This window comes from Streptomyces oceani (assembly GCF_001751245.1).
GTDB classification, from domain to species: domain Bacteria; phylum Actinomycetota; class Actinomycetes; order Streptomycetales; family Streptomycetaceae; genus Streptomyces; species Streptomyces oceani.
In genome coordinates, this window is the sequence record NZ_LJGU01000119.1 from 36,700 (window position 1) to 54,766 (window position 18,067).

Consider the following 18,067-nt stretch of genomic DNA (forward strand, 5'->3'; position numbering starts at 1 on the left):
GGACGAGGAGCAGGTAGGTGCCGGCAGCGGCCACCAGCACAAGCGCGGGTAGCACCCACTCCGGGTCGATGCTGTGGCCGCTGCTCGCGTCGTGTCCACCGTCGTGGGCGGGGTGGCCCATCAGGCGTGCCGGCTCTCGTGCCGTCCGGCATCGGGGTCGAGGGGCTGGCCACTGGCCTGGAGTAGGTAGCCGCCGGCGGCCAGGAGGGCGCCCAGGACGAGGAAGCTCACGCCGTCTCCTCGGGGACCGGGGCAGGCGGGGCCGCGGCCCACCGGGCAGGTCGGGGAGCCGGAGTCGGTGCCGACTCCAGGCCGAGGAGCTCGAGCAGGCTCGTCAGGACGCGACTCCCAGCACCTTCCGTACGGTCCCGGAGTCGTCCAGCGTGGCGAGCATCGCGTGAGCGAGATCCGCCCGCGAGATCTGGTGCCGGCGTGGCACCGCACCCCCGGGGACCCGCGCGTACCGGCCGGTCAACGGCTTGTCGAGCAGCCGTGGCGGGCGCAACACCGTCCACTCCGTGGAGCTGTCGCGGAGTTCCTCCTCCATCCGCGCCAGGTCCGCGTACACCCCGTGGAAGACGCGACGGAGTGTCCGGAAGAGCACGCGACCGGTTAGGGTCTCCGATCGCGGGGTGGGCCCGACGGGCGCCGCGCTGACCGCGACCAGTCGGCGTACGCCGGTGGCGTCCATGGCGGTCAGCGCCGCCCGTATCCCGGTGGAGGCGATGGGAAGGGCGGCCGCCTGCTTATTGCCGCTCGCACCCAGCGCGGACAGCACCGCGTCCCGGCCGGCCACCACGTCCCGCAGGGCGTCCGGGTCCGTCATATCGCTGGTGCTCAGGGTGAGTTGCTCGTGCTCCAACGGCAGTCGTGCCGGGTCCCGCAGCACGGCCGTGACCTGATGACCGTGCTCCAGGGCCTGCCGCACCAGCTGTTGGCCGGTGCCTCCGCTGGCGCCGAGGACGGTGAGTCGCATCGCTTCCCCCTTGTGGCATGCCGCTGCTCGCGGGTGAGTGAGTGCAGCCGAACCAGACGCGCGAGGAGTTCGTGACGGGGCTGGCCCGTACGTTCCTCGCGGGCGGTGGGTGAGACGGGCGCGGACCGGCCCCGGGCGGAGCGTGCGCCTGCCGGCGCGCGTGCCGTGGCCGGGCATCCAGCCGGCCGGACCCACTCGATCGGCCCCAGCCGGTCGGAGACTCAGCCGGCCGGTGAGCCGTTCCGCCCGCGCACGCCGCTCGACACGGTCAGGCCGTCCGCATCGTCCGAGCCGCCTGGGCCGTCCGCCGCCAGCCACCGGTCAACGTCCGCCAGCAGCCGGTCTCGCTCCTCAGCCGGCGCGGCCGAACCGCGTACCGACTGTCGCGCCAACTCGGCCAGTTCCTCGTCCGTGAAGCCGTGCACGGAGCGGGCGATCTCGTACTGTGCCGCCAGTCGTGAACCGAACAGCAGCGGGTCGTCAGCGCCGAGCGCCATCGGCACACCGGCGTCCCACAACGTCCGCAGCGGCACGTCCTCCTGACGCTTGTAGACCCCCAGGGCGATGTTCGATGCCGGGCACACCTCGCAGGTCACCCCGCGCTCGGCCAACTGGGTCAGCAGCCGGCCGTCCTCCGCGGCTCGCACCCCGTGTCCCACGCGGACCGCCCGCAGGTCGTCCAGGCAGTCCCGGACGCTGGAGGGGCCGCTGAGCTCGCCGCCGTGTGGCGCCGCCAACAGTCCGCCCTCCCGGGCGATCGCGAAGGCGCGGTCGAAGTCCCGGGCGAATCCCCGACGTTCGTCGTTCGACAGGCCGAAGCCCACGATCCCCCGGTGCTTGTAGCGCACCGCGAGCCGGGCGAGCGTACGGGCGTCCAGCGGGTGCTTCATCCGGTTCGCGGCCACCAGCACCTGGATGCCCAGCCCGGTGTCCCCGCGGGCACGGTCCACCGCGTCCAGGATGATCTCCAGCGCTGGTATCAGGCCGCCCAGCCGCGGTGCGTACGAGGTGGGGTCGACCTGGATCTCCAGCCACCGAGAGCCGTCTCGTACGTCCTCCTCGGCGGCTTCCCGCACCAGCCGCTGGATGTCCTCCGGCTCCCGCAGGCAGGACCGGGCCATGTCGTACAGCCGCTGGAAGCGGAACCAACCACGCTCGTCCGTCGCGCTAAGCTTCGGCGGCTCCCCGCCGCTGAGCGCGTCCGGCAGGTGTACGCCGTACTTGTCGGCGAGTTCCAGCAGGGTGCCGGGCCGCATGGAGCCGGTGAAGTGCAGGTGCAGATGTGCCTTGGGCAGCCGCCGGATATCGCGAACCGTCCCCATCGAACCTCCGATCCTTCCGATCCTGATGTGCTGTCGCTGCTCTTGCGCCCGCCCGGCGCCGGCTCCGGCCCGGCCGGCGGGACTCAGTCCCGGGCTTCGGCCAGCAGCTTCTGCATGCGGGAGATGCCCTCCACGAGGTCCTCGTCACCCAGCGCGTAGGACAGCCGCAGATAGCCCGGCGTGCCGAACGCCTCCCCGGGAACGACCGCGACCTCGGCCTCCTCCAGGATCAGCTCCGCCAACTCCACCGAGGTGGCCGGACGTCGCCCGCGGATCTCCTTGCCAAGCACCCCCCTGACCGAGGGGTAGGCGTAGAAGGCACCCGCGGGCTCCGGGCAGACGACGCCGTCGATCTCGGCCAGCATCCGCACGATCGTACGCCGCCGGCGGTCGAAGGCCGTCCGCATCCGGGCGACCGCCTCCAGGTCACCGGAGACCGCGGCCAGCGCCGCCGCCTGCGAGACGTTGCTGACGTTGGACGTGGCGTGTGACTGGAGGTTGGTCGCCGCCTTGATCACGTCCTGCGGGCCGATCGCCCAGCCCACCCGCCAGCCGGTCATGGCGTACGTTTTCGCCACGCCGTTCACCACGACGCACCGCTCCCGGAGCTCCGGCACCGCCACCGGGAGGGAGTGGAACTCGGTGTCGCCGTAGACCAGGTGTTCGTAGATCTCGTCGGTGAGCACCCACAGGTCGTGCTCCAGCGCCCAGCGGCCGATCCGCTCGATCTGCTCCCGGTCGTAGACCGCGCCGGTCGGGTTCGACGGCGAGACGAACAGCAGCACCTTCGTACGCTCGGTGCGCGCGGCCTCCAGCTGCTCCACGCTGACCTGGTATCCGGTGGTCTCGTCGGCCGTCACCGGGACGGGCACGCCGCCCGCGAGCCGGATCGACTCCGGATAGGTGGTCCAGTACGGCGCCGGGACGATGACCTCGTCGCCGGGGTCCAGGATGGCGGCGAAGGACTCGTAGATGGCCTGCTTGCCGCCGTTGGTGACCAGTACGTTCGCCGCGTCCACCTGGTATCCGGAGTCGCGCAGGGTCTTCTCGGCGATCGCCGCGCGCAGTTCGGGCTGACCACCGGCGGGGGAGTACCGGTGCTGCTTCGGGTCGCGGCAGGCCGCGACCGCGGCGTCGACGATGTAGTCGGGAGTGGGGAAGTCCGGTTCGCCCGCGCCGAAACCGATCACCGGACGGCCGGCGGCCTTCAGCGCCTTGGCCTTGGCGTCGACGGCGAGGGTCGCCGACTCGGAGATCGATCCGACACGGCCGGACACGCGTCGTTCGGTCGGGGGCTGAGCGGGTGACGTAGCAGCGGTCATAGGGGCATAGTCCCAGACCCGTGACCCGGACCGCACCGGGTGACGGCTCTGCCACCCGCGGGCGGAACCGTTCGTTCGACGGCGGCGCGCGGAGCACGTACACTCCTACGGAGTCGCTCCTCACCACCGGCTCCGTGCTGCGCACTTCGAGTAGCTGGGCGCTTCGGCAGCTGGACGCTGTGCGCCAAGCGCCCGTGCGGATACGGTAGGTTGAGGGCACAGACAAAGGGTCGTAGCTCAATTGGAAGAGCACTGGTCTCCAAAACCAGCGGTTGGGGGTTCAAGTCCCTCCGGCCCTGCTACACACATCACCGATATGGTGTGTGCTTGCGTACGTACTGAAATGCACCGCTGTGCGGCCGGGCCGGACGCCGCATGGCAACGACCCGGATCAGGTGAGGACGAGTGACGGAGATCACGGACTCCATCGAGGTCCCCGAGCCCGGAGGGTCGTCGGACGACAAGAAGCCCCGGCGCGGAGGCAAGCGAGGCAAGGTGGGCCTCTTCGGGCGGCTCGCGCGCTTCTATCGGCAGATCGTCGCGGAGCTGCGCAAGGTCGTCTGGCCCTCACGGAACCAGCTGTCGACGTACGCCACCGTGGTGATCATCTTCGTTGTCATCATGATCGGCATTGTGACCGTGCTTGACTACGGATTCACCGAAGCGGTGAAAGCCGTCTTCGGCTGAACCCTCCGCGGTGGCTGTGAGGGAACCAAGTACGACGCACTGCCACCGCCTGTTCGACCCACAAGCCAGGAAGAAGCAGTCACGTGTCTGACCCGAACCCGAACGACGCCGTCGAGCCCGAAGCGGGCGATGACACCGCGCAGGACATCGTCGAGGCGGCGGACGACAGTGTCGACCGGGCCGCGGCTGCCGACGCTGTCGGAGGCGAGCCCGCGGAGTCGGCCGCCGTCCGCGAGGAGGGTGGCCAGGTCGCGGAGACCGACGAGGACGCCGTAGCCCTCGGGGAGGCCACTGACGCCGAAGCGGCGCAGGAGACCACCGACCCGGTGGCCGCGCTCCGGGACGAACTGCGCTTCCTGCCCGGCGACTGGTACGTCATCCACACCTACGCGGGATACGAGAACCGGGTCAAGACCAACCTCGAGCAGCGTGCGGTCTCCCTGAACGTCGAGGACTTCATCTTCCAGGCCGAGGTGCCGCAGGAAGAGGTCGTGCAGATCAAGAACGGCGACCGTCGTACGGTCCGGCAGAACAAGCTCCCCGGATACGTTCTGGTGCGGATGGACCTGACGAACGAGTCCTGGGGCGCCGTCCGGAACACCCCGGGCGTCACCGGCTTCGTGGGCAACGCCTACGACCCGTACCCGCTCACGCTGGACGAGATCGTCAAGATGCTCGCCCCGGAGGCGGAGGAGAAGGCCGCGAAGGCCGCCACCGCCGACGAGGAGGGCAAGCCGGCCGGTGGCGGAGGCAAGAAGGTCGAGGTCCAGGTGCTGGACTTCGAGGTGGGGGACGCGGTCACGGTGACGGATGGTCCGTTCGCCACCCTGCAGGCCACGATCAACGAGATCAACGCCGACTCGAAGAAGGTCAAGGGGCTCGTCGAGATCTTCGGCCGGGAAACCCCGGTGGAGCTGAGTTTCGACCAGATCCAGAAGAACTGACGGGCGCCAGCCTCCGCGCGATTCGGAGAGGCCTCGCCGGCGGGAGACCGCGGGCGAGGCCCTTTTCTTCGTTGTCCGCCGCCCCCTGTCGTTGTCCGGCGTGGCCGCATCCGGCCCCTTCGCCCGGTGGAAGGTCTTCCGCGCGGACACCCCCCTTGCGCACCGCATGCGGCGGGCCACCCTGGAGCGCCGATCGTCGGTAGAGCTTCGTCCGTCATCCACAGGCCGATTTCGGCACGGGCAGCGGTACGGGCTATCGTGGTGCGGTATGCCTCCACCCGACTGACGTTCGCCGCCGTCGGAGCCGGAGGCCGAATCACCTCTCACAAGACCCGGAGAGAGCATGCCTCCCAAGAAGAAGAAGAAGGTCGCGGGGCTGATCAAGCTCCAGATCCAGGCCGGCGCCGCCAACCCGGCCCCGCCGGTCGGTCCGGCGTTGGGCCAGCACGGCGTCAACATCATGGAGTTCTGCAAGGCCTACAACGCCGCGACCGAGTCGCAGCGTGGCTGGGTGATCCCGGTGGAGATCACGGTCTACGAGGACCGTTCCTTCACCTTCATCACCAAGACGCCGCCGGCGGCCAAGATGATCCTGAAGGCCGCTGGCCTGGAGAAGGGCTCCGGTCAGCCGCACGTCACCAAGGTCGGCAAGATCACCAACGACCAGGTCCGCGAGATCGCGACGACCAAGATGCCGGACCTGAACGCCAACAACATGGACGCCGCGGAGAAGATCATCGCCGGCACGGCTCGCTCCATGGGCGTCACCATCGAGAGCTGAACCCAGCTCGCCACCAGTGGCGGGGCCGAGCGCTGGCCCGGACCACGACTCCCCTTATCGAACAGCAGGAGCAGCAGTGAAGCGCAGCAAGAACCTCCGCAGTGCGGACGCCAAGGTCGACCGGGCCAAGCTCTACGCCCCGCTCGAGGCGGTCCGACTGGCCAAGGAGACTTCCCCCACCTCGTTCGACGCGACCGTCGAGGTCGCCTTGCGGCTGGGCGTCGACCCGCGCAAGGCGGACCAGATGGTCCGCGGCACCGTGAACCTTCCGCACGGCACCGGTAAGACCGCCCGGGTCCTGGTCTTCGCGACCGGTGACCGTGCTGCGGCAGCGGAAGCCGCCGGGGCCGACATCGTCGGCTCCGACGAGCTGATCGAGGAGGTCGCCAAGGGCCGGCTGGACTTCGACGCGGTCGTCGCCGCCCCGGACCTGATGGGCAAGGTCGGCCGGCTGGGCCGGGTGCTCGGTCCGCGCGGCCTGATGCCGAACCCGAAGACCGGCACCGTGACGCCCGACGTGTCGAAGGCCGTCACGGACATCAAGGGCGGAAAGATCGAGTTCCGTGTCGACAAGCACGCGAACCTGCACTTCATCATCGGCAAGACGTCGTTCGACGAGCAGCTGCTCGTGGAGAACTACGCCGCGGCGATCGAGGAGGTGCTGCGGCTGAAGCCGGCCGCGGCGAAGGGGCGTTACGTCCGGAAGGCGACGCTCAGCACCACGATGGGGCCGGGCATCCCGATGGACGGCAACCGCACCCGGAACCTCCTCACGGAGGAGGACCCGGCAGCGGCCTGAGGCGTACGAACGCCGCCGTCACCGGCCGGCCTCACCCGGCAGCAGGGCCGGGTTCGTGCCTTCGCGGCGCGGGCCCGGCCCTTCGGCGTGTCCGCGCGGCCGATCGCGCGGACACGCCGAAGCCGGCCGTGCGGGTGGCCCGGTGACTGGCTCGGCTGGGTCCGGGCCGCATTTGCCGCTCGTGGCACAGTTCGCGTAAGCTCACCGAGAAGCCAAAGACCGCTGGTTTCCGACGTCTTCCCAGCCTGGGGGCGTCGGGCGAAGGACCGCTAGCTGCGGGCGACCTGCGCAGGTGTGACTGGATGAGCTCCCGAGACGGCGCGTGTCGCGTGATCGGTTGAGCTTCGCCCCGAGCGCCTGCGCCGGGGCGTTTCGTCTGTCCAGCCCCTTCCGAGCGGTCCGGATAGCCGGAAGGAGGCCGAGGCTCATGGCAAGGGAGCAGGTCGCGCCCGACAAGATCGCAGCCGTCGAGGAGATGACGAACAAGTTTCGTGACTCCAACGCCGCTGTCGTGACCGCGTACACCGGTCTCACCGTGGCGCAGCTGAGGAAGCTGCGGGGTTCTCTCGGTGAGGACGCTCAGTACCGCGTGGTGAAGAACACGCTGACCAAGATCGCGGCCAAGGAGGCCGGGTTCGACGAGCTCGACGACTTCTTCCAGGGTTCGTCGGCCGTCGCCTTCGTGACGGGGGACCCGGTCGAGGCGGCGAAGGGCCTGCGTGACTTCGCGAAGGATCACCCCGCCCTTGTGATCAAGGGTGGCATCGTCGACGGCAACCCGATGTCCGCCGCCGACATCAACAAGCTCGCGGACCTCGAGTCCCGTGAGGTGCTGCTCGCCAAGCTGGCCGGTGGCATGAAGGCGTCCATGGCCAAGGCCGCGGCGACCTTCCAGGCCCCGCTCACGAAGATGGTCCGCACCGCGGACGCCCTTCGCGACAAGGTCGAGCAGGGGGGTGCCGGCACGCCGGCTCCCGCCGAGGCCGAGTAACGACGTTCTCGGTCACAGCGGGCAGACCGACACCGCCCGCCGATACGTACATCCGGCACCAGCCGATTTAGTGGAAGGACAGCCACCATGGCGAAGCTCAGCCAGGACGACCTGCTCGCGCAGTTCGAAGAGATGACCCTCATCGAGCTCTCGGACTTCGTGAAGAAGTTCGAGGAGAAGTTCGACGTCGAGGCCGCCGCCCCGGCCGCCGCCGTCGTCGCCCCCGTGGGTGGCGGTGCCCCCGTCGAGGAAGAGCCCGAGCAGGACGAGTTCGACGTCATCCTCGCCGGCGCCGGCGACAAGAAGATCCAGGTCATCAAGGTCGTGCGGGAGCTGACCTCGCTGGGTCTGAAGGAGGCCAAGGAGCTCGTGGACGGCACTCCGAAGGCGCTGCTGGAGAAGGTCACCAAGGAGGCCGCGGACAAGGCGAAGGAGTCCCTCGAGGGCGCCGGCGCCACCGTCGAGGTCAAGTGATCCCAGGGGCCGCTCATGGCCCCGAGCCGGCGATCCGTTCGGGCGCCGGTGCCGCGGAATCGGCGGCACTGGCTCCGGACGCTCGTCGGAGTACAGCCGTACGGCCGTCCGCTCCGGTGCCATCCGGTCCCGGTGAGGACGCCGAGTAAGCCGAAGGGCGATCACCCAACCGGGTGATCGCCCTTCGGCATGGCAGACGCGGCGTCCTTGCTCGGCGGATATGGGTAGGTATCGTGATCTTCGCGGTCCCGGGGGCCTTGACGAATGGCACGCAGCGCGTAATTCTCGGGACGCGTCGTCACGCCGATCCGAATCCGAGGCATGGATCGAAGACGAAGCGGGAAGCATCGATATGCGCTCGCCGCACAACCCGTGTGTGGCCTGTCATAAGCAGCAGATGGAGAGGGGGAGAGTGGCACTGGCCAGTCTCCGAAATGCCGCTCTGGACATCAGTGTGCCTTGAGGCTACACTGACCCTTTGCGCTGCCTAAAGCTGCCTCCTGCCCGTCGCCAGGGGCACCGGTATGCGCGTAGTGAGTCCGAGCCCTCGGAAGGACCCCCTCTTGGCCGCCTCGCGCAACGCCTCGACCACCATTTCGAACAACGGCGCCAGCACCGCCCCGCTGCGTATCTCTTTTGCGAAGATCAGGGAGCCCCTCGGGGTTCCGAACCTCCTTGCGCTGCAAACCGAGAGCTTTGACTGGCTCCTCGGGAACGACGCCTGGAAGGGTCGCGTCGAGGCCGCGCTGGACAGCGGTCAGGACGTCCCCACCAAGTCCGGTCTGGAGGAGATCTTCGAGGAGATCTCCCCGATCGAGGACTTCTCCGGGTCGATGTCCCTGACCTTCCGTGATCACCGGTTCGAGCCGCCGAAGAACTCCATCGACGAGTGCAAGGAGCGGGACTTCACGTACGCCGCTCCGCTCTTCGTCACCGCCGAATTCACGAACAACGAGACCGGCGAGATCAAGTCCCAGACGGTCTTCATGGGTGACTTCCCCCTGATGACCAACAAGGGCACCTTCGTGATCAACGGCACCGAGCGTGTCGTCGTCACACAACTCGTGCGCTCGCCGGGTGCCTACTTCGACAGCTCCATCGACAAGACCTCCGACAAGGACGTCTACTCCGCGAAGATCATTCCGTCCCGGGGTGCCTGGCTGGAGATGGAGGTCGACAAGCGCGACATGGTCGGGGTGCGTATCGACCGTAAGCGCAAGCAGTCGGTGACCGTCCTGCTCAAGGCGCTCGGGTGGACGACCGAGCAGATCCTCGAGGAGTTCGGGCAGTACGAGTCGATGCGCGCCACCCTGGAGAAGGACCACACCCAGGGTCAGGACGACGCGCTGCTGGACATCTACCGGAAGCTGCGTCCGGGCGAGCCCCCGACCCGCGAGGCCGCGCAGACGCTGCTGGAGAACCTCTACTTCAACCCGAAGCGGTACGACCTCGCCAAGGTCGGCCGGTACAAGATCAACAAGAAGCTGGGTGGCAACGAGCCGCTGGACTCCGGGGTCCTCACCACCGCGGACGTCATCGCCACCATCAAGTACCTGGTCAAGCTGCACGCCGGCGAGGTGGAGTCGACCTCCGCCGAGGGCGACACCATCGTCGTAGAGACCGACGACATCGACCACTTCGGCAACCGTCGTCTGCGGAACGTCGGCGAACTCATCCAGAACCAGGTGCGTACCGGCCTGGCCCGGATGGAGCGCGTCGTCCGCGAGCGGATGACCACCCAGGACGTCGAGGCGATCACGCCACAGACGTTGATCAACATCCGGCCGGTCGTCGCCTCCATCAAGGAGTTCTTCGGCACCAGCCAGCTGTCCCAGTTCATGGACCAGACGAACCCGCTCTCGGGTCTCACCCACAAGCGTCGCCTCAACGCGCTGGGCCCGGGTGGTCTGAGCCGTGAGCGGGCCGGTTTCGAGGTCCGTGACGTGCACCCCTCGCACTACGGCCGGATGTGCCCGATCGAGACGCCGGAAGGTCCGAACATCGGCCTGATCGGTTCGCTGGCGTCGTACGGCCGGGTCAACGCCTTCGGATTCGTGGAGACCCCCTACCGCGTGGTCCGGGAAGGCGTCGTCACCGACGAGGTGCACTACCTCACCGCCGACGAGGAGGACCGCTTCGTCATCGCGCAGGCCAACGCCTCGCTGACGGAGGACCAGCACTTCGCCGAGGAGCGGGTGCTCATTCGCCGTCGGGGTGGTGAGGTCGACCTGATCCCGGGTGACGACGTGGACTACATGGACGTCTCACCGCGCCAGATGGTGTCGGTGGCGACCGCCATGATCCCCTTCCTCGAGCACGACGACGCCAACCGCGCGCTCATGGGCTCCAACATGATGCGCCAGGCGGTGCCGCTGCTGAAGGCGGAGTCCCCGCTGGTCGGTACGGGCATGGAGTACCGCTGCGCGGTCGACGCCGGTGACGTCATCAAGGCCGAGAAGGACGGCGTCGTCCAGGAGGTCTCCGCCGACTACATCACGGTGGCGAACGACGACGGCACCTACACGACCTACCGCGTGGCCAAGTTCACCCGCTCCAATCAGGGCACCTCCTTCAACCAGAAGGTGCTCGTGGACGAGGGCGACCGCGTCATCGTCGACCAGGTGCTGGCCGACGGTCCGTCCACCGAGGACGGCGAGATGGCGCTCGGCAAGAACCTCCTGGTGGCGTTCATGCCCTGGGAGGGCCACAACTACGAGGACGCGATCATCCTGTCCCAGCGCCTCGTACAGGACGACGTGCTCTCCTCGATCCACATCGAGGAGCACGAGGTCGACGCCCGGGACACCAAGCTCGGTCCCGAGGAGATCACCCGGGACATCCCGAACGTCTCCGAGGAGGTCCTGGCCGACCTGGACGAGCGCGGCATCATCCGGATCGGCGCCGAGGTCGAGGCCGGCGACATCCTCGTCGGCAAGGTCACGCCCAAGGGTGAGACGGAGCTGACGCCGGAGGAGCGGCTGCTGCGCGCCATCTTCGGGGAGAAGGCCCGGGAGGTCCGGGACACTTCGCTGAAGGTGCCGCACGGCGAGACCGGCAAGGTCATCGGCGTCCGGGTGTTCGACCGCGAGGAGGGCGACGAACTGCCGCCCGGCGTCAACCAGCTGGTCCGGGTCTACGTCGCGCAGAAGCGCAAGATCACCGACGGGGACAAGCTCGCCGGCCGGCACGGCAACAAGGGCGTCATCTCCAAGATCCTGCCGGTCGAGGACATGCCCTTCCAGGAGGACGGGACCCCGGTCGACGTCATCCTCAACCCGCTGGGCGTGCCCTCCCGGATGAACCCGGGCCAGGTCCTGGAGATCCACCTGGGCTGGCTCGCCTCCCAGGGCTGGAAGGTCGAGGGCATCGAGGAGGAGTGGAAGCAGCGGCTCGCCGAGATCGGGGCCGACGACGTCGAGCCCGGCACGAACGTCGCCACCCCGGTGTTCGACGGTGCCCGGGAGGACGAGATCGCCGGTCTCTTCGACTCCACCGTGCCGAACAGGGACGGCGACCGGCTGGTCCAGTCCTCCGGTAAGGCGCACCTGTTCGACGGCCGCTCCGGGGAACCGTTCCCGGAGCCGGTGTCCGTGGGCTACATGTACATCCTGAAGCTGCACCACCTGGTGGACGACAAGCTGCACGCCCGGTCCACCGGTCCGTACAGCATGATCACCCAGCAGCCACTGGGTGGTAAGGCACAGTTCGGTGGTCAGCGCTTCGGTGAGATGGAGGTGTGGGCGCTGGAGGCGTACGGCGCCGCCTACGCCCTGCAGGAACTGCTCACCATCAAGTCCGATGACGTCACCGGCCGTGTGAAGGTCTACGAAGCGATCGTCAAGGGCGAGAACATCCCCGAGCCGGGTATTCCCGAATCCTTCAAGGTGCTCATCAAGGAGATGCAGTCGCTCTGCCTGAACGTGGAGGTGCTGTCCTCCGACGGCATGTCCATCGAGATGCGTGACACCGACGAGGATGTCTTCCGCGCCGCGGAAGAGCTCGGCATCGACCTGTCCCGGCGTGAGCCGAGCAGCGTCGAAGAGGTCTGACGGGTCTGGCCGGGCGCTTCCAACCGAGGCCCCGGCCGTCCCAGGACCCCCAGACCACGAACCTGCCTGAATATTCCGCTGAGGCGGAAGGGGCACACAACCCTGAAAGAGGGATTGACGACAGTGCTCGACGTCAACTTCTTCGACGAATTGCGAATCGGCCTGGCTACCGCTGACGAGATCCGTCAGTGGTCACACGGCGAGGTCAAGAAGCCTGAAACCATCAACTACCGCACCCTCAAGCCGGAGAAGGACGGGCTCTTCTGCGAGAAGATCTTCGGCCCCACCCGGGACTGGGAGTGCTACTGCGGCAAGTACAAGCGCGTCCGCTTCAAGGGCATCATCTGCGAGCGCTGCGGCGTCGAGGTGACCCGCGCCAAGGTGCGTCGTGAGCGGATGGGTCACATCGAACTGGCCGCGCCCGTCACCCACATCTGGTACTTCAAGGGCGTTCCCTCCCGGCTGGGCTACCTGCTGGACCTCGCCCCGAAGGACCTGGAGAAGGTCATCTACTTCGCGGCGTACATGATCACGTACGTCGACGAGGAGCGGCGTACCCGCGACCTGCCCTCCCTGGAGGCGCACGTCGGGGTGGAGCGTCAGCAGATCGAGCAGCGCCGGGACTCCGACCTCGAGGCACGCGCCAAGAAGCAGGAGACCGACCTGGCCGAGCTGGAGGCTGAGGGCGCCAAGGCGGACGTACGGCGCAAGGTGCGCGAGGGCGCCGAGCGCGAGATGAAGCAGATCCGGGACCGGGCACAGCGCGAGATCGACCGGCTCGACGAGGTGTGGAACCGGTTCAAGAGCCTCAAGGTCCAGGACCTGGAGGGTGACGAGCTGCTGTACCGCGAGCTGCGGGACCGCTTCGGCACCTACTTCGACGGTTCGATGGGTGCCAACGCGTTGCAGAAGCGGCTGGAGACCTTCGACCTGAACGAGGAGGCCGACCGGCTGCGGGAGATCATCCGTACCGGCAAGGGCCAGAAGAAGACTCGTGCGCTCAAGCGGCTCAAGGTGGTCTCGGCCTTCCTGCAGACCAGCAACAGCCCCAAGGGCATGGTGCTGGACTGCGTGCCGGTCATCCCGCCGGACCTGCGGCCGATGGTGCAGCTGGACGGTGGCCGGTTCGCCACCTCCGACCTGAACGACCTGTACCGCCGGGTGATCAACCGGAACAACCGGCTTAAGCGACTGCTGGATCTCGGCGCCCCCGAGATCATCGTGAACAACGAGAAGCGGATGCTCCAGGAGGCCGTCGACGCTCTGTTCGACAACGGCCGTCGTGGTCGTCCGGTGACCGGTCCGGGCAACCGGCCGCTGAAGTCGCTGTCCGACATGCTCAAGGGCAAGCAGGGCAGGTTCCGGCAGAACCTGCTCGGCAAGCGCGTGGACTACTCCGCCCGTTCGGTGATCGTCGTCGGTCCGCAGCTGAAGCTGCACCAGTGCGGTCTGCCGAAGGAGATGGCGCTGGAGCTGTTCAAGCCGTTCGTGATGAAGCGCCTGGTGGACCTGAACCACGCGCAGAACATCAAGTCGGCGAAGCGCATGGTCGAGCGTGGCCGTACGGTCGTCTACGACGTGCTGGAAGAGGTCATCGCCGAGCACCCGGTGCTGCTGAACCGTGCGCCGACGCTGCACAGGCTGGGTATCCAGGCCTTCGAGCCGCACCTGGTAGAGGGCAAGGCCATTCAGATTCACCCGCTCGTGTGCACCGCGTTCAACGCGGACTTCGACGGCGACCAGATGGCCGTACACCTGCCGCTGTCCGCGGAGGCCCAGGCCGAGGCCCGCATCCTGATGCTGTCCTCGAACAACATCCTGAAGCCGGCGGACGGCCGTCCCGTCACCATGCCCACCCAGGACATGGTGCTAGGTCTCTTCTACCTCACCACCGGCGAACAGCAGGGTGGGAACAAGGGCGAGGGCCGTTCGTTCAACTCCGTGGCCGAGGCCATCATGGCCTTCGACGCCGGGGAGCTCTCCCTGCAGGCGCCGGTCGACATTCGCTTCCCGATCGGCACGATCCCCCCGCGGGGTTGGACACCACCGGCTCCGGAGGGTACGGAGGACGGCGCCGGCGAGAGCGACTACCAGCCCGGGGACAGCTTCCGGCTGCGTACGACGCTGGGTCGCGCGCTGTTCAACGAACTGCTGCCGGAGGACTACCCGTTCGTCGACCACTCGGTGAGCAAGAAGCAGCTTTCCGGGATCGTCAACGACCTCGCGGAGCGCTACCCGAAGGTCGTCGTGGCCGCCGCGCTGGACAATCTCAAGACCGCGGGCTTCCACTGGGCGACCCGTTCCGGTGTCACCGTCGCCATCTCGGACGTGGTGGTGCCGGAGGCCAAGAAGGAGATCATCAAGTCGTACGAGGCGCAGGACGAGAAGGTCCAGAAGCAGTACGAACGCGGCCTGATCACCAAGGACGAGCGCACCCAGGAACTCATCGCGATCTGGACCAAGGCGACCAACGAGGTCTCCGAGGCCATGAACGAGAACTTCCCGAAGAGCAACCCGATCTACATGATGGTCGACTCGGGTGCGCGCGGAAACCTCATGCAGATGCGGCAGATCGCCGGTATGCGTGGCCTCGTCTCGAACGCGAAGAACGAGACCATTCCGCGTCCGATCAAGGCGTCCTTCCGCGAGGGTCTGACCGTGGTGGAGTACTTCATCTCCACGCACGGTGCCCGTAAGGGTCTCGCCGACACGGCTCTGCGTACCGCCGACTCTGGTTACCTCACCCGGCGTCTGGTGGACGTCTCGCAGGACGTGATCATCCGCGAGGAGGACTGCGGCACCGACCGTGGCCTCAAGCTGGACATCGCTTCCAAGGGCGAGGACGGCGTGCTGCGTATGGCGGAGGACGTCGAGACCAGCGTGTACGCGCGCATGCTCGCCGAGGACATCGTGGTGGACAGCAAGGTGCTGGCCCCGGCCAACACCGACCTAGGTGACGTGTTGATCGAGGAGCTCGTGCGGCACGGGGTCCAGACGGTCAAGACCCGTTCGATCCTCACCTGCGAGTCCACCGTCGGGACCTGCGCGATGTGCTACGGCCGTTCGCTCGCCACCGGCAAGCTGGTGGACATCGGCGAGGCGGTCGGCATCATCGCCGCCCAGTCCATCGGTGAGCCCGGCACCCAGCTCACGATGCGTACCTTCCACACCGGTGGTGTGGCCGGTGACGACATCACCCAGGGTCTGCCGCGTGTGGTGGAGCTCTTCGAGGCCCGTACCCCCAAGGGCGTCGCGCCGATCTCCGAGTCGGCCGGCCGGGTGCGGATCGAGGAGACGGAGAAGACGAAGAAGCTCGTCGTCACACCGGACGACGGCTCGGAGGAGACGTCGTACGGCGTCTCGAAGCGGGCCAGGCTGCTGGTGTCCGAGGGCGAGCACGTCGCGGTCGGCCAGCGACTGACCTACGGTGCCACCAACCCGCACGACGTGCTCCGTATCCTCGGTCAGCGCGCTGTGCAGGTGCACCTGGTCAACGAGGTGCAGAAGGTCTACAACTCGCAGGGTGTGTCGATCCACGACAAGCACATCGAGATCATCATCCGGCAGATGCTGCGCCGTGTGACGATCATCGAGTCGGGTGACGCGGAGCTGCTGCCGGGCGAGTTGGTGGAGCGTACGAAGTTCGAGGGCGAGAACCGTCGTGTGGTGACGGAGGGCGGGCATCCGGCCTCCGGACGTCCGCAGCTGATGGGTATCACCAAGGCTTCGCTGGCCACCGAGTCGTGGCTGTCGGCGGCGTCCTTCCAGGAGACGACCCGGGTGCTGACCGACGCGGCGATCAACGCCAAGTCGGACGCCCTGATCGGCCTCAAGGAGAACGTCATCATCGGTAAGCTCATCCCGGCTGGTACGGGCCTGTCCCGCTACCGCAACATCCGGGTGGAGCCGACCGAGGAGGCGAAGGCGGCGATGTACTCGGCGGTTGGTTACGACGACATCGACTACTCGCCCTTCGGCACCGGTTCCGGTCAGGCCGTCCCGTTGGAGGACTACGACTACGGGCCGTACACCGCCTGAGTCGAGACCTGGCTGATCCACTGACGAGCGGGCGGTCGCTCCCCCGGGGGAGCGACCGCCCGCTCGTCAGTGGATCAGCCAGGTCTCGACTCAGGCGGTGTACGGCCCGTAGTCGTAGTCCTCCAACGGGACGGCCTGACCGGAACCGGTGCCGAAGGGCGAGTAGTCGATGTCGTCGTAACCAACCGCCGAGTACATCGCCGCCTTCGCCTCCTCGGTCGGCTCCACCCGGATGTTGCGGTAGCGGGACAGGCCCGTACCAGCCGGGATGAGCTTACCGATGATGACGTTCTCCTTGAGGCCGATCAGGGCGTCCGACTTGGCGTTGATCGCCGCGTCGGTCAGCACCCGGGTCGTCTCCTGGAAGGACGCCGCCGACAGCCACGACTCGGTGGCCAGCGAAGCCTTGGTGATACCCATCAGCTGCGGACGTCCGGAGGCCGGATGCCCGCCCTCCGTCACCACACGACGGTTCTCGCCCTCGAACTTCGTACGCTCCACCAACTCGCCCGGCAGCAGCTCCGCGTCACCCGACTCGATGATCGTCACACGGCGCAGCATCTGCCGGATGATGATCTCGATGTGCTTGTCGTGGATCGACACACCCTGCGAGTTGTAGACCTTNGACATGCCGCGTGCGCCCCGTCCAGCGGTCGGGCCGGGGAGGGGCCGGGAGACCCGGGCCGGCGGGTGGGAACTGTGCGATCAACCGGTTCGTCTGAGATGGAGAGGGAGTAAGGTGAGTATGTCCGAAGGTCTGTGGTAGCCCACATGAGCCGTGAGGACGTTCGCATTGGGGGCACTCCTCCAAGGGGAGGTACGTCATGCTGGCCGGCAACTCGGATCGAGAACGCGCGATCGATGTCCTTCGTGCCGCGTTCGCAGAAGGACGGCTGACCAAGGAGGAGTACGACCAGCGCACGGAGCGCGCCGTTGCCGCACGTTCCATCACCGAACTGCAGCAGCTGACGTCGGACGTACCACACGGTCCCGGCGGAGCGACGGCGGCGACGCCCGCGATGCCCACCATGCCCGGGATGCCAACCATGCCTGCGGTGCCGCAGACGTTCCACGGCCCGCACGCCTATCCGCGACACGCTCCGTACTACGGTCCGGTCTATCCGTATCCTCCCCCTCGGATCACGAACTCCGCCGCGACGGGCGCGCTCATCTGTGGCCTGATCACCCCGGTGACCTTCGGCTTCAGCGCGATCCCGGCCGTGGTCCTCGGTCACAAGGCGCGTGCCGAGATCCGGCGCACCGGCGAGCACGGCGACGGGTCCGCGGTAGCGGGAATCGTGTTGGGCTGGGTGTCGATCGGCCTGCTGCTGCTGATGGTGCTGTTGGCCTGAGGTTCTCGGCCGCACGGCGGGGTGCGCACTTTCGTGCGCCGCTCTCGCGCACTACGGTGACGTACGACCGTGGTGGCACTCCGGACTCCCGGCCGTGCTGGCTGGAGGAAGCTGTTTTGACCGGAGGCGGGCGGCTAGGTAGGCTCTGACCTCGTGCCTGGGGTATCCCATGCGCTCCCGCGAGTGTTCTGACGCCCGGGACCGCAGTTGGCGACACCGAATCTGCATACTCCTCCGTCCGAGGAGTCCTCGCCCCGTGCAGGAGTCTGCGGGATTCGACACGCCCGACCTCGTGGGTCGGGAGAGTGGCCCAGGTTAGCTTTACCGAGACG

At 67.7% G+C, this 18,067-nt stretch carries 12 protein-coding genes, 1 tRNA gene and 1 pseudogene; 10 read left to right on the forward strand and 4 right to left on the reverse strand.

What is annotated here, in order from left to right; all coding sequences use genetic code 11:
• Positions 1 to 334 precede the first annotated feature (334 nt).
• The 3 genes from AN216_RS11215 to AN216_RS11225 form a co-directional block, all read right to left on the reverse strand.
• Complete coding sequence (locus tag AN216_RS11215; protein ID WP_070196510.1) at positions 335 to 976, reverse strand: NAD(P)-dependent oxidoreductase; 642 nt, start codon at positions 974 to 976, stop codon at positions 335 to 337.
• A 221-nt stretch (positions 977 to 1,197) separates the two neighbouring features.
• Entirely contained in the window at positions 1,198 to 2,298 is a 1,101-nt protein-coding gene (locus tag AN216_RS11220; RefSeq protein ID WP_079166488.1) for an adenosine deaminase, read from the reverse strand.
• 83 nt (positions 2,299 to 2,381) lie between these two features.
• A complete protein-coding gene (locus tag AN216_RS11225; protein ID WP_070196511.1) occupies positions 2,382 to 3,620 on the reverse strand; it encodes a pyridoxal phosphate-dependent aminotransferase in 1,239 nt (412 codons plus the stop codon).
• Between the two features lie 226 nt (positions 3,621 to 3,846).
• Between AN216_RS11225 and AN216_RS11230 the strand changes: the two genes are divergently transcribed.
• From AN216_RS11230 to AN216_RS11270, 9 genes are all read left to right on the forward strand, one after another.
• Positions 3,847 to 3,919 (forward strand) — tRNA-Trp (locus tag AN216_RS11230).
• 106 nt (positions 3,920 to 4,025) lie between these two features.
• Positions 4,026 to 4,307 carry a preprotein translocase subunit SecE gene (secE, locus tag AN216_RS11235; RefSeq protein ID WP_070196512.1) on the forward strand — a complete coding sequence of 94 codons (282 nt, stop codon included), beginning with the start codon at positions 4,026 to 4,028 and terminating at the stop codon, positions 4,305 to 4,307.
• An 83-nt stretch (positions 4,308 to 4,390) separates the two neighbouring features.
• A complete protein-coding gene (nusG, locus tag AN216_RS11240; protein WP_070196513.1) occupies positions 4,391 to 5,251 on the forward strand; it encodes a transcription termination/antitermination protein NusG in 861 nt (286 codons plus the stop codon).
• A gap of 343 nt (positions 5,252 to 5,594) precedes the next feature.
• Positions 5,595 to 6,032: a 50S ribosomal protein L11 gene (rplK, locus tag AN216_RS11245; RefSeq protein ID WP_070196514.1), complete on the forward strand. Its 438-nt coding sequence runs from the start codon at positions 5,595 to 5,597 to the stop codon at positions 6,030 to 6,032.
• A gap of 76 nt (positions 6,033 to 6,108) precedes the next feature.
• Positions 6,109 to 6,831, forward strand: coding sequence for a 50S ribosomal protein L1 (gene rplA, locus AN216_RS11250; protein WP_070196515.1), 723 nt, complete (start codon positions 6,109 to 6,111; stop codon positions 6,829 to 6,831).
• A 427-nt stretch (positions 6,832 to 7,258) separates the two neighbouring features.
• On the forward strand, positions 7,259 to 7,822 hold the full coding sequence (rplJ, locus tag AN216_RS11255; protein WP_070196516.1) for a 50S ribosomal protein L10: 564 nt from the start codon (positions 7,259 to 7,261) through the stop codon (positions 7,820 to 7,822).
• 87 nt (positions 7,823 to 7,909) lie between these two features.
• Positions 7,910 to 8,296 carry a 50S ribosomal protein L7/L12 gene (gene rplL, locus AN216_RS11260; RefSeq protein ID WP_070196517.1) on the forward strand — a complete coding sequence of 129 codons (387 nt, stop codon included), beginning with the start codon at positions 7,910 to 7,912 and terminating at the stop codon, positions 8,294 to 8,296.
• A gap of 563 nt (positions 8,297 to 8,859) precedes the next feature.
• Positions 8,860 to 12,345 carry a DNA-directed RNA polymerase subunit beta gene (rpoB, locus tag AN216_RS11265; RefSeq protein ID WP_070196518.1) on the forward strand — a complete coding sequence of 1,162 codons (3,486 nt, stop codon included), beginning with the start codon at positions 8,860 to 8,862 and terminating at the stop codon, positions 12,343 to 12,345.
• A gap of 123 nt (positions 12,346 to 12,468) precedes the next feature.
• Positions 12,469 to 16,383 (forward strand): DNA-directed RNA polymerase subunit beta', encoded by a 3,915-nt coding sequence (locus AN216_RS11270; RefSeq protein ID WP_070196519.1) that lies wholly within the window; start codon positions 12,469 to 12,471, stop codon positions 16,381 to 16,383.
• A gap of 90 nt (positions 16,384 to 16,473) precedes the next feature.
• Here AN216_RS11270 and AN216_RS11275 read toward each other — a convergent pair.
• Positions 16,474 to 17,007: pseudogene (locus AN216_RS11275) on the reverse strand (DNA-directed RNA polymerase subunit beta'); the annotation flags it as partial.
• 200 nt (positions 17,008 to 17,207) lie between these two features.
• Here AN216_RS11275 and AN216_RS11280 point away from each other — a divergent pair.
• On the forward strand, positions 17,208 to 17,735 hold the full coding sequence (locus AN216_RS11280; RefSeq protein WP_070196521.1) for a DUF1707 and DUF4190 domain-containing protein: 528 nt from the start codon (positions 17,208 to 17,210) through the stop codon (positions 17,733 to 17,735).
• Positions 17,736 to 18,067: the final 332 nt, after the last annotated feature.

Bases quoted from the DNA above. Each gene is read 5' to 3' on its own strand.
- AN216_RS11225 (WP_070196511.1), bottom strand. From the start codon at position 3,620: ATGACCGCTGCTACGTCACCCGCTCAGCCCCCGACCGAACGACGCGTG.
- rplJ (WP_070196516.1), top strand. From the start codon at position 7,259: ATGGCAAGGGAGCAGGTCGCGCCCGACAAGATCGCAGCCGTCGAGGAG.
- AN216_RS11280 (WP_070196521.1), top strand. From the start codon at position 17,208: ATGCTGGCCGGCAACTCGGATCGAGAACGCGCGATCGATGTCCTTCGT.
- rplL (WP_070196517.1), top strand. From the start codon at position 7,910: ATGGCGAAGCTCAGCCAGGACGACCTGCTCGCGCAGTTCGAAGAGATG.
- AN216_RS11220 (WP_079166488.1), bottom strand. From the start codon at position 2,298: ATGGGGACGGTTCGCGATATCCGGCGGCTGCCCAAGGCACATCTGCAC.
- rplK (WP_070196514.1), top strand. From the start codon at position 5,595: ATGCCTCCCAAGAAGAAGAAGAAGGTCGCGGGGCTGATCAAGCTCCAG.
- AN216_RS11215 (WP_070196510.1), bottom strand. From the start codon at position 976: ATGCGACTCACCGTCCTCGGCGCCAGCGGAGGCACCGGCCAACAGCTG.